The 10,958-nt window shown below is 65.0% G+C and carries 12 protein-coding genes and 1 tRNA gene; 5 read left to right on the top strand and 8 right to left on the bottom strand.

Annotation, left to right across the window (positions count from 1 at the left end; genetic code table 11):
* Positions 1-55: 55 nt before the first annotated feature.
* The 3 genes from styD to crcB all read left to right on the top strand — a co-directional run bounded on the left by styD (position 56) and on the right by crcB (position 2,975).
* Positions 56-1,534: a phenylacetaldehyde dehydrogenase StyD gene (gene styD / locus C7402_RS44680; RefSeq protein WP_116615107.1), complete on the top strand. Its 1,479-nt coding sequence runs from the start codon at positions 56-58 to the stop codon at positions 1,532-1,534.
* Positions 1,535-1,707: 173 nt separating this feature from the next.
* On the top strand, positions 1,708-2,472 hold the full coding sequence (locus C7402_RS44685) for an SDR family oxidoreductase (protein WP_112177181.1): 765 nt from the start codon (positions 1,708-1,710) through the stop codon (positions 2,470-2,472).
* Between the two features lie 122 nt (positions 2,473-2,594).
* A complete protein-coding gene (gene crcB / locus C7402_RS44690) occupies positions 2,595-2,975 on the top strand; it encodes a fluoride efflux transporter CrcB (protein WP_112177140.1) in 381 nt (126 codons plus the stop codon).
* A 105-nt stretch (positions 2,976-3,080) separates the two neighbouring features.
* Here the strand turns inward: crcB and cfa are convergent, their stop codons facing one another.
* Complete coding sequence (gene cfa, locus C7402_RS44695; protein ID WP_116615108.1) at positions 3,081-4,250, bottom strand: cyclopropane fatty acyl phospholipid synthase; 1,170 nt, start codon at positions 4,248-4,250, stop codon at positions 3,081-3,083.
* Between the two features lie 237 nt (positions 4,251-4,487).
* On the opposite strand from cfa, the gene C7402_RS44700 reads away from it, so the two are divergent.
* Positions 4,488-4,904 carry an HIT family protein gene (locus C7402_RS44700; RefSeq protein WP_112177138.1) on the top strand — a complete coding sequence of 139 codons (417 nt, stop codon included), beginning with the start codon at positions 4,488-4,490 and terminating at the stop codon, positions 4,902-4,904.
* Between the two features lie 78 nt (positions 4,905-4,982).
* On the opposite strand, the gene C7402_RS44705 is transcribed toward C7402_RS44700, so the two are convergent.
* Both C7402_RS44705 and C7402_RS44710 read right to left on the bottom strand, forming a co-directional pair.
* Entirely contained in the window at positions 4,983-5,654 is a 672-nt protein-coding gene (locus tag C7402_RS44705; protein WP_116615111.1) for a nitroreductase, read from the bottom strand.
* Complete coding sequence (locus C7402_RS44710) at positions 5,651-6,190, bottom strand: porin family protein (protein ID WP_116615109.1); 540 nt, start codon at positions 6,188-6,190, stop codon at positions 5,651-5,653. Before C7402_RS44710 ends, C7402_RS44705 begins: the two co-directional genes overlap by 4 nt.
* 104 nt (positions 6,191-6,294) lie before the next feature.
* Here C7402_RS44710 and C7402_RS44715 point away from each other — a divergent pair.
* Positions 6,295-6,385 (top strand) — tRNA-Ser (locus C7402_RS44715).
* A 133-nt stretch (positions 6,386-6,518) separates the two neighbouring features.
* Here the strand turns inward: C7402_RS44715 and C7402_RS44720 are convergent.
* The 5 genes from C7402_RS44720 to C7402_RS44740 all read right to left on the bottom strand — a co-directional run.
* Complete coding sequence (locus tag C7402_RS44720) at positions 6,519-6,884, bottom strand: hypothetical protein (protein ID WP_133254671.1); 366 nt, start codon at positions 6,882-6,884, stop codon at positions 6,519-6,521.
* Positions 6,885-7,048: 164 nt separating this feature from the next.
* A complete protein-coding gene (locus C7402_RS44725) occupies positions 7,049-7,603 on the bottom strand; it encodes a hypothetical protein (RefSeq protein WP_116615110.1) in 555 nt (184 codons plus the stop codon).
* Positions 7,604-8,248: 645 nt separating this feature from the next.
* A complete protein-coding gene (locus C7402_RS44730) occupies positions 8,249-10,267 on the bottom strand; it encodes a sodium:solute symporter family protein (protein WP_112177085.1) in 2,019 nt (672 codons plus the stop codon).
* Complete coding sequence (locus tag C7402_RS44735) at positions 10,264-10,569, bottom strand: DUF4212 domain-containing protein (protein ID WP_308012473.1); 306 nt, start codon at positions 10,567-10,569, stop codon at positions 10,264-10,266. Before C7402_RS44735 ends, C7402_RS44730 begins: the two co-directional genes overlap by 4 nt.
* Positions 10,570-10,763: 194 nt before the next feature.
* Positions 10,764-10,958, bottom strand: a 195-nt coding sequence (locus C7402_RS44740) for an AMP-binding enzyme (RefSeq protein WP_133254672.1), incomplete at its 5' end; no start/stop codon positions are given.

Genomic DNA, 10,958 nt, shown 5'->3' on the forward strand with positions numbered 1-10,958 from the left:
AAACACAAAACCGTTCGCATTACTACGGAAACTCTCACCGAAACCAGGAGACGGTATGGACCGCCAGGACTTCACGCACACGATCCGCACGCAAATGTTCGTCGACGGACGTTTTAGCGAAAGCGGCGACGGCCGCACGTTCGCCGTATTCAACCCCGCCACGGGCGCCGAGATCGCCCAGGTGGCCGACGCGAGCGACGCCGATATCGATGCGGCCGTTCACGCCGCGCGCCGCGCCTTCGAAGCCGACTCGTGGCGCCGCCTGCCGCCCGCCGCGCGCGAGCGCCTGCTGCTCAAGCTCGCCGACCTGGTCGAGCAGCACGGCGACGAGCTCGCCGCGCTCGAAACGCTCAACCAGGGCAAGCTGCTCGGCTTTTCGAAGATGCTCGAAGTGGGCGGCAGCGTGCAATGGCTGCGTTATATGGCGGGCTGGGCGACCAAGATCGAAGGCAGCACCGTGGATCTCTCGCTGGCCTTCCCGCCCGGCGTGCGTTACAACGCCTCGACGCGCCGCGTGCCCGCAGGCGTGGTCGCCGCCATCGTGCCGTGGAATTTTCCGCTGCTGATGGCCGTCTGGAAAATCGCACCCGCGCTCGCGTGCGGCTGCACCGTCGTGCTCAAACCCGCCGAAGAAACGCCGCTCACGGCCATTCGCCTCGCCGAGCTCGCACACGAAGCGGGCTTTCCGCCGGGCGTGTTCAACGTCGTCACCGGCCAGGGCGAAACTGCGGGCGCGGCGCTCGTGCGCCATCCCCAGGTGGACAAGGTCACCTTCACGGGTTCGACCGAAGTAGGCCGCATCATCGGCAAACAATGCGCGAGCGATCTCAAGCGCGTGTCGCTCGAACTGGGCGGCAAGAGCCCCGTGATCGTGCTGGACGACTGCGACCCGCGCCGGGCGATCGAAGGCGCGGCGGGCGCGATCTTCTTCAACCATGGCCAGGTGTGCACGGCCGGCTCGCGCCTGTATGTGCCGCGCGCGCGTTACGCGGAGATCGTCGAGGGCATTGCCGCGCTCGCGCGCTCGACCGTGCTCGGCTCGGGCTTCGACGCCGCCACGCAGATGGGCCCGCTCGTTTCCGCGCGCCATCGCGCCAAGGTCGCGGGCATGATCGCCCAAGGCCGCGCGCAAGGCGGCGATATCGTTGCGGGTGGCGGCGACGGCAATCGCCCCGGCTACTTCGTCGAGCCCACCGTGATATCGAACGCCGACAACAAGCCGCTGACCATCGTGCGCGAGGAAGTGTTCGGCCCGGTGCTCGTGGCCATGCCTTACGACGACGTGGAGGAAGCAATCGCGGCGGCCAATGATTCGGAGTACGGACTTGGCGCGAGCGTGTGGACCAACCAGCTCGACCGCGCGCTGCGCGTGGTGGACGGCGTGCAGGCGGGCACCGTGTGGGTCAATACGCACAACATGGTCGACCCGGCGCTGCCCTTCGGCGGCTTCAAGGCGTCGGGCATCGGCCGCGAGCACGGCCGCGCGATCATCGACGCGTACACCGAGACGAAATCCGTCTGCATCGCGTACTGATTCCGTTACCCGCCGCATCGATGCGGCGGGCGGCGATGTTTTCGAACGTTCACCGCCTGCCGCATCATTGTTAATCGAAATGGAATAATGAAACCCGGCGGCAGGCAATGATTCCTGCCGCCGCTTCGTTCATGATCGACCCCGTTCTCACCTCACACGCAAGGAGCACGGTCATGAATGCATCCACCCAATCCGCCCAATCCACCCCTTCGCGCGGCGTCGCCATCGTCACGGGCGCCTCGCGAGGCATCGGCGCCGCCCTCGCCGCGCGCCTCGCGCGCGACGGCTACGCCGTCGTCGTCAACTATGCGTCGAGCAGCGCCGAGGCCGAGGCGCTCGTCGCGAAGATCGAGGCGGCCGGCGGACGCGCCATTGCCGTAAAAGCCAACATTGCGAAGGCCGACGAGGTGCGCCGGCTCTTCGACACCACCCGCGAACGACTCGGCCAGCCCACGGTGCTCGTGAACAATGCCGGCATCATGAAGACCATCACGATCGCCGAATCGACCGATGCGCTCTACGACGAGACCTTCGACATCAACGTGCGCGGCACGCTCAACACGCTGCGCGAAGCGGCGACGAAGCTCGCGGACGGCGGCCGCGTGATCAACTTCTCGACCTCGGCGCTCGCCATGAACCTGCCAGGCTACGGCCTCTACACGGCGAGCAAGGCCGCCGTGGAAGCGATCACGCGCGTGTTCGCGCGCGAGCTGCGCGGGCGCTCCATTTGCGTGAACGCGGTCGCGCCGGGGCCGGTGGCGACCGAGCTTTTCCTCAAGGGCAAAACCGACGAACAGGTGAAGCACTTCGCGAGCATGCCGCCGTTGCAGCGCCTCGGTGAACCCGAGGACATCGCGGGGCTCGTGTCGTTTCTCGCGGGACCGGACGGCGGCTGGGTCAACGGCCAGGTGCTGCGCGCGAACGGCGGGATCGTCTGACGCCGCTCGCGCGGCCGGTCCTGGCGGGTGCTACACTCCGGGGTCGCAAACGGGCGCCTGCCTGCGCAAATGGGTACAGCGGGGCGCGCCGGCCTTCATTGCGCCCTCAACCACTCCAGACCATGTATCTGTCCATTCTCGCCGTAGGCGTTGGCGGCGCGCTCGGTTCGCTGTTGCGCTGGGTTCTCGGCCTGCGCCTGAATGCCGTCTATCCGGAGCTGCCGCTCGGCACGCTCGCGTCGAACATCATCGCGGGTTACGTGATTGGCGTCGCCGTTGCGTTCTTCGGGCGCATGCCGCAGCTTTCCGCCGAATGGCGTCTGTTCGTCATCACCGGGTTGATGGGCGGCCTCTCGACGTTCTCGACCTTCTCCGCCGAAGTCGTTTCGCATCTTCAGCACGGCCGCTTTGGCTGGGCTGCGGGCGAGATCGCCATTCACGTATGCGCCTCGGTCATCATGACGATCCTCGGCATCGCGACCGTTTCGGCGCTGCTGCGCTAAACGGCCAAGCAGCTAGCTAGCCAAACAAAACGGCCGCGTTCGCTTTGCGCGAAACGCGGCCGCATCGTCAGTCAGCCAGTCGGGCGTGATGGCCCGCCGCACCGATCAGGCCGGCACAGGACGCTGATACCCGCCCAGCGTACCGTTCTTCGAAAACACCCACTGCCAGAGCTGGATGTCGCGCGCCCGGAATGCGCCTGCACACGAAAGCAGGTAGTAACGCCACATGCGATAGAAACGCTCGCCCATCTGCGCCTTGAAACGCGGCCACGCGGCCTCGAAATTCGCGTGCCACGCCATCAGCGTGCGGTCATAGTCGGCACCGAAGTTGTGCAGGTCTTCGGCGACGAAGAGACCGCCCGAGGCGTCCGCGATCTGACCGATGGTCGGCAGTTCGCCGTTCGGGAAGATGTATTTGTCGATCCACGGATCGGGCGTGGTGTCGCGGCGGTTCTTGCCGATGGTATGCAGCAGGAAGAGGCCGTCGTCGTCGAGGCAGCGCTGCGCGACTTCCATGTAGGTGCGATAGTTCTTCGGGCCCACGTGCTCGAACATGCCCACGCTCGCGATGCGGTCGAACTTCTCGTCGAGCAGCCGATAGTCCTGGAGGCGGAATTCGACGGGCAGATCCTTGCAGCGCGCGGCGCCGAACGCGGCCTGCTCCTTCGAGATCGTCACACCCACGCACGACACGCCGTAATGCTCGGCCGCGAACTTCATGAGGCTGCCCCAGCCGCAGCCGATGTCGAGCAGGCGCATGCCCGGCTTGAGCCCGAGCTTGCGGCAGATGAGATCGAGCTTGGCCTCCTGCGCTTCGTCGAGCGTCTTCGCGCCGCCCGACCAGTAGCCGCACGTATAGGCCATGCGCTTGTCGAGCATCGCTTCGTAGAACTCGTTGCCGATGTCGTAGTGCTGCTGGCCCACCTTCCATGCACGGCGCACGGTCTGGCGATTCGTGAGGCGCGCCCTGAGCGCGTAAAAGACGAGACGGGCGGGATCGATCTGGTCATCTAGATGCGCGCGCAACACATGGGCGAAGAACTCGTCGAGCTGCTCGCAGTCCCACTGGCCGTCGATGTAGGCCTCGCCGAGACCCAGGTTGCCTAACGCCAGCACACGCTCAGGCACCTGCGGGTCATGAATGCGCATGTCCCAGGGGCGGGTGCCGTTGAACTTCACGTCCGCGCGGCCCAGTAGCTGGGCTGCGTACCGCCAGGCCCCGGAACCGGTGGCTTCGCGGGCGGAGTGTGCTGCTTCGAGATCAGTCGTTGCCATACGTGCTCCGTGTTGGCCGGAGTTGGCTCCTTAATGCCTTTCTCCGGTGCCATGCAAGAGATTGCTATCAAGACTTTCGATTCGTCGTCGCGCGCGCTGCGAGAAACTCTATGATGCACCTGCTTCAAAAAACGTGCAGGGACCCGCACAGGCCTGGCGAGGCAGGCCATAATCAAAAGCTCTTTAGAAACGTACGGCGTTCGCGCGTCCGCAGCGCCCAAGCCGGAGACACTCACCATGGCCTACGACGACAAAAACATCTTCGCGCGCATCCTGCGCGGCGAAGCCCCCTGCATCAAGGTGTATGAGGACGACGCGACGCTCGCCATCATGGACGTCATGCCGCAGTCCGAAGGCCATCTGCTCGTGCTGCCGAAGGAAGGCGCCGAGCTCATCTACGATCTCTCGCCCGAAGCAGGCGCCGCCGCCATGGCGACGGTGCAGAAGATGGCGGCCGCGGTGCGCAAGGTGCTCGCACCGGAAGGTCTCTTGATCGCGCAGTTCAACGGCGCCGCCGCCGGGCAGACCGTGCCGCACGTGCACTTTCACGTGATCCCGCGCCGCGCCGGAGAAGAACTGCGCCCGCACGCGCGCGAAATGGCCGACATTTCGCAGCTCGAAGCACTGGCCGCGCGCATTCGCGCCGCGCTGTAGTCACGCGCGATGTAATGAATTTGTAGGGCGGGCGCAGCGTGAAGCGCCGCCCTTCGAAAGCCCGGCTTGCCGCCCGGCTCAGATGCCGTCGAACTGCACGAACGCGTCGAGCGGCACGCGCGCCGCACGCCACTGGTTGATCGGCGCGACCGGGTCTTCATGACCGATCGCCATGCCGCAAAAGAGCATGCGCTCCCCCGGCAAGGCGAGAAACTCGCCCACCGTCTGCGCATAGCGCGCCCAGCATTCCTGCGCGCAGCTATGCAGGCCCGCTTCGCGCAGGAGCAGCATCACCGTTTGCAAAAACATGCCGAGGTCGGCCCATTGCGGCGCCCCCATCTGCCGGTCCACGCTGCAAAAGAGCGCGAGCGGCGCGTCGAAAAACGCATAGTTGCGCGCGAACTGACGCAGGCGGCCGGGCCGGTCCTCACGCGCGACATCGATGCTGCGATAGAGATCCTCGCCCACCTGGTAGCGCCGCTCGCGATACGGCGAGCCCAGCTCGCGCGGATAAACGTCGTACTCCATCGCCTCGCCCGCGGGCGCCTGCGCGATGCGCGCGGCCATGATCGCCTTGAGCTTGACGAGCGACTCGCCGCCCACGACGTGGACGTGCCACGGCTGAAGATTGCCGCCCGAGGGCGCGCGCGCGGCGGTATCGAGCACGCGGCGGATCACGGCGGGGTCCACGGGATCGGGCAAGAACTGACGCACGGACTTGCGGCTGGTGACGGCTTCGCTGACCTTCAAACGCATTCTCCTCGATGGATCGACGAAGCATTATCGACGATCCCTCGCCGGCCTGCCGACGCCAGCAGCGCGCCTTGGAACTTGTGGCGGATGCCCACGAGCACGAGCGCCTGATTGTCGGCGCCCGGATTCACGCGGAAGTCGCCGATCGACGCCTGAGCGGCCACGCTCGCCTTCCGATAGCCCGCGACCGCGTACACATCGGTGCGTTCGGAGCGCGAGTCAGCGCCGCCGGGATTGGACTGATCGCTCAGGTACGCCGAGCCGCTGCTGAACTTCGCGGTCTGATGGAACGTTGAGAACGCATCGTTCGCGTACTGCGTGTTCGAGTACGCGAGCCCGAAGCTCAAGGCGCCCACCGAATAGCTGCCGCAGCGGGCGTAGCCATATCCGGCCGCGAGCGAGAGCGGGCCGTTGGCGTACGCGGCGCCAAAACCGTGGGGCTGGGCGCTGCCGGTCGCGTCCGCCACACCGCCGTAGCCGTACAAGGCCTCGAACTGCAAGCCCGGTATGCGGGGAACGAACGATTTCTGCATTGCTCTTACGGGGTGCGGGAGACTTTGGAAAGCGCAAGGCGCGCCAGGTTTGGCGTGATGGCTTTCCTCCTGCGCCAAGACTCTGCTATAATTCGCCTCCCGCCGGAGAGATGGATGAGCGGTTTAAGTCGCACGCCTGGAAAGCGTGTATAGGTTAATAGCCTATCCGGGGTTCGAATCCCCGTCTCTCCGCCAGTTTTCCTCCACGCCCGCATCGGGCCTGGAAATCCCCCTCAGCAGAAAGACCCGAGGCAGGCCAATACGCCCCTCCACGGATAGCGCGTGCGCCTCAAGACGAGGCGACAACGCGCCCTTCCCGCCCTATCCCTCAGTGACACCCATACGACGTGCAGTTCTTGTTATAAACAAGCCCATTGCCGTCCATGCCCGAGATCGTGCGCGAGCCATTGCCGTAGTTCCTGATCGTCTCGGTCCATGTGGACCCGTCGGCGGCCTGGCCGGTGATGAACGTCGTGTCGCCAATGGAGGCGCCGGTCTGTTGCCAGGCCTCGCCGGGCAGTTTCTGCTGGTAGCCGTTGACCGTCGACGTGTTGCCAAACCGCTGCACGGTGTACGAGTTGCCCGATTCGTCGACGCAATTCTGGAAGGCGTCGTTGCCCCAGCAATTGGCGAACGCCGGACCCGCCACGCAGGCGCAAACAACGACGCAAAGGCTCAGTGCAATACGCTTCAATGGCTTCCCCGGTGAGGCGGTTTTTTGTATGGAATCGCCGTCACGGCGCGGTGGGCGGCGCGCGAGATTGTACCTGAGGCGTCAAAGCGAATTTGCCGGGTCCGTGACGCGCACGAAGTCAAAAGCCCGCTTGCGCGGGCTTCACATGACAGTACCAACCGCAATTACTTCCCGGCGAGCGCCGAAAACTGCGGGTTGGTCACGGCCTGCTTGAGCAGCGACTGAACCGCTGGCCCGAAGGCGTCGGCCACGTTCTTGCACGCCGACATCGCGGTCCAGCTCGTGTCGAACGGGTACTTGACCGAGACTTCGTAGCCCGGCGACGACGGCGACTTCACGAACATCCTGATCGTCCAGTTGGCCGGAGAAACCGAGCTGAAGCTCAACTCCTCGATGCGCCCCTGGATGGCCGGCCCCTTCACGTCGTAGGCCTGAGCCATGAACAACTCTTCCTCGAACGCTTCCTTGACGTATTGCGGAATCGTTTTGCCAGGCGCAACCTTGACCGGCCCGTTGAGGCGGCACAGCGGGCTCTCGTCCACGCCAGGCGCAAGCTGGATATCGGCGACGCTAACCTTCTTCGCTTGCAGGTTCTGCTGAATCGCGATGACGTTTTCCGTCGACGCCTTGTACGGAAACGAATTGGTGGTTTCACAACCAGCCAGCAGCACCGCTACCACACAGGCGCCTGCTACGACGCCATACTTGCCATTCTTCACTTCGTCCTCGTATCGATCAGGTTCTATCACCCGCGCATGTCTGACGCATCGCGCCGTCATGTCACCGGGCCCAGCCTGCTTATCGGACGAAAAAGCGGAAGTCTTGATAGAACGGCAAAAACTATGCGGCACGGATATTCGCTCGCCGCGCCGCGCCGCGCCGCGCCGCGCTGGCAGCGCCAGATCATCACATCAACGTCGACCTGGTTGCGCCAACAACGATCACATAGACGCACGCGTGAACCCTCTCCCGAAGAAGGCCACACGCCCCGCTCCAAAAAAGAAGCCGCAGACGAGCTGCGGCCGAGAGTGCTCCTACATGGAGCACCACCCTCCCAGGTGGTGCCAGGACCCATGCTAAACGGACTGCACCGGAGCGCAATCGAACTCTGCGCGCCATCGTACGGCACCCCACATACGGGATGCCGTCGTCGAAAAAAATGAGCGGGGAAAGGTTCGGTCGCAACGACGTGAAGCTGCGCACAAGCTCAAGCGTCGTGGAAAAGGACGTCGGGCCAACGCCCGACGCCGAATTCCCGCGCACTGCTTTGAGGACCGGTTCGCGGGAACGAGAGGCTTCCAGTATCGCCTCGCGCGCGCGTTGCTCGTGTGATCGAACGCACACCGGCAGGCGTTTTCACACCCTTACGGATGGCGGATATAGTCCACCAGCGCGATCGTATACGCGTCGGGTTTGCGGTCGAGCAGGCTCACGGCGATCGCCACGAGAAAGCCCGCCGGCACGCCAAACACGCCCGAGCTGATCGGCTCGATGCCAAACCATCGTCCGCCCGAGAAGCCCGTGAGCTGCGTGAAGAACGGGTAAGTCGAAACGATGTAATAGACGCACACGGTCAGCCCGGCGATCATGCCGGCCACGGCGCCCAGGCGCGTCGTGCGTTTCCAGAACACGCCCAGCACGAGCACGGGAAAGAGGCTCGACGCCGCGAGCGAAAACGCCGCGCCCACCAGGAACAGGATGTTGCCCGCGTTGAGCGACGCCACATAGGAAGCAAAGAGCGCCACGCCGAGCAGCAGGATCTTCGACATCGTCACGCGCCGCTGGCTCGACGCGCTCGGATCGACCATGTGGTAGTACACGTCGTGCGAAAGCACGTTCGAAATCGTGAGCAGCAGGCCGTCGGCTGTGGAAAGCGCCGCCGCGAGCGCCCCCGACGCGATGAGCCCCGACATCACGTACGGCAACCCCGCAATTTCCGGCGCGGCGAGCACCACCATGTCGGGCTGCATCTGGATGTCGCTCCAGCGCACCACGCCGTCGCCGTTCACGTCGGCGATGCTGATGAGGTACGGCTCGATGCGGCGCCACTGCATCACCCAATGCGGAAGATCGTCGAAGCGTTGCCCCACCAGATGCGTGAGGATCTCGAACTTGATGAGCACCGCGAGCACCGGCACGGTCAGGTAGAAAAGCGCAACGAAAAAGAGCGTCCAGCCCACGGAGCGGCGCGCGGAAGCCACAGAGGTCGTCGTGTTGTAGCGCGTGAGTATGTGCGGCAGGCTCGCCGTGCCAAGCGAAAGGCACAGCAGCAGCGAGAGGAAGTTGCGTTGATGCACGCGCCGCTCGGCTTCGTCGTCGGCGGGGAACGGCTCGTTCATCGGCACCGGCGGCGCGGCCCGCGCGAGCAGGTCGTCGCGCTGGCGCGTCCACTGCATGCGTGCGGTGTCCACGTCGCGCGGAAACGCGTTGAGCTCGCGCTCCAGCGAGTCGATGTCGCGCAGCGGGCCGTTGTGGCGGCGCAGGTCGGCGAGCGATTCGACGAGGCTCGTCTTTTCCTTCACATACGACTGCGGCAGCGTGTCGAGCCGCGTTTGCCACTGCGCCGCGCGCTCGCGGTACGCGTCGCGCACGTTGGCCTCCGCGCCCGCGCCGCGCACGTCGCGTTCGAGCGCTTCCACGCGCTGCATCACGTTGCCGTAGTCCAGTTGCGGCAGCCAGCCGAGGCCATCGCGATGTGCGATCAGCGAAACCGGTATCAGGATGGCCGCGATCAGGATGATGTACTGCGCAACCTGTGTCCACGTCACCGCGCGCATGCCGCCGAGAAACGAGCACACGAGTATGCCCGCCAGCCCGCAGAAGATGCCGATGGCGAAGTCCACGCCGATGAAGCGCGTGGCGATCAGGCCCACGCCCTGGATCTGCGCGACGAGATAGACGAACGAACAGAGGATGGTTGCGAGCACAGCGAGTGCGCGCACGAGGTTGCTCGAAAAGCGCGTGCCGAGGAAGTCGGGAATGGTGTAGCGCGCGAGCTTGCGCACGTACGGGGCGAGCAGGAAGGCAACGAGGCAGTAGCCGCCCGTCCAGCCCATGAGGTACGCAAGGCTGTCGTAACCGCTCGCGTACAGCGAGCCCGCGAGGCCGATGAACGACGCCGCCGAAAGCCAGTCGGCGGCCGTTGCCATGCCGTTGAAGAACGAGGGCACGCGCCGCCCCGCCACATAGTATTCGACGAGATCGGACGTGCGCGAGAGCAGTCCGATCACGGCGTACACCGCGATCGGCACGAACAGGAACACGTAGCCGATCCACATGCCGGGGCCGGTGAAAAGCTCGATGCGCCACATCACATAGACGAAGCCGAGAAAGCCGAGCGTGTACAGCGCATAGGAGCGGATCAGGCGGTGCGCGAGCTTCATCGTTGCGGGGCCCTGCTCGCCTCGCGAATGGCGATGTCGGCTTCGCGCGCGGCCTGAAGCACGCGGTCGGCGCGCTGCATGAGCACGATATAGATCGCGACGAGCAGCACGTAGAGCAGAATCGCGCCTTGCGCGCCGAGATAGAACGGCAGGCTGAAGCCCGCGAAGCGCACGTCGGCGAGCGAGCGCGCAAAGAGCGGCGCGACGAACGAAACGGCGAAGCCGATCGTCATGAGCACGGCGATCAGCGCCATATTGAAGCGCCAGTAGCGCCGATGCGCGTGCGCCATCGCCTCGCTCACCGGCGGTGGCTCAGGCAATGGATTGATATTGTTCTGGGGTGTAGTGTGTGGCGCGGCCATGCGCCTGTGTAGCAAAAACGCGTATGGCAGGCAATCGGTAAGAATGCGGGGATGCGCGGGTAAAACCGCGGTAAAACGTTTCACACGCGGCGCCTCGCAAGGCGCCGCGTGTGATTCGGCCTTTGGACGGGCCGTTAGAGCGACTCGCCGAGCTGATCGAGAATCGCGGGGTTTTCTAGCGTGGACACGTCCTGCGTGATCGCCTCGCCCTTCGCGAGCGAGCGCAGTAAACGGCGCATGATCTTGCCCGAGCGCGTCTTCGGCAGGTTCTCGCCGAAGCGGATGTCCTTCGGTTTCGCGATCGGACCGATTTCCTTGCCCACCCACGC

The sequence above is a fragment of the Paraburkholderia unamae genome (assembly GCF_003096875.1).
GTDB classification, from domain to species: domain Bacteria; phylum Pseudomonadota; class Gammaproteobacteria; order Burkholderiales; family Burkholderiaceae; genus Paraburkholderia; species Paraburkholderia unamae.

Coding starts and splice junctions, on each gene's coding strand:
- styD (WP_116615107.1), top strand. CDS start 56: ATGGACCGCCAGGACTTCACGCACACGATCCGCACGCAAATGTTCGTC.
- C7402_RS44685 (WP_112177181.1), top strand. CDS start 1,708: ATGAATGCATCCACCCAATCCGCCCAATCCACCCCTTCGCGCGGCGTC.
- crcB (WP_112177140.1), top strand. CDS start 2,595: ATGTATCTGTCCATTCTCGCCGTAGGCGTTGGCGGCGCGCTCGGTTCG.
- cfa (WP_116615108.1), bottom strand. CDS start 4,250: ATGGCAACGACTGATCTCGAAGCAGCACACTCCGCCCGCGAAGCCACC.
- C7402_RS44700 (WP_112177138.1), top strand. CDS start 4,488: ATGGCCTACGACGACAAAAACATCTTCGCGCGCATCCTGCGCGGCGAA.
- C7402_RS44710 (WP_116615109.1), bottom strand. CDS start 6,190: ATGCAGAAATCGTTCGTTCCCCGCATACCGGGCTTGCAGTTCGAGGCC.
- C7402_RS44730 (WP_112177085.1), bottom strand. CDS start 10,267: ATGAAGCTCGCGCACCGCCTGATCCGCTCCTATGCGCTGTACACGCTC.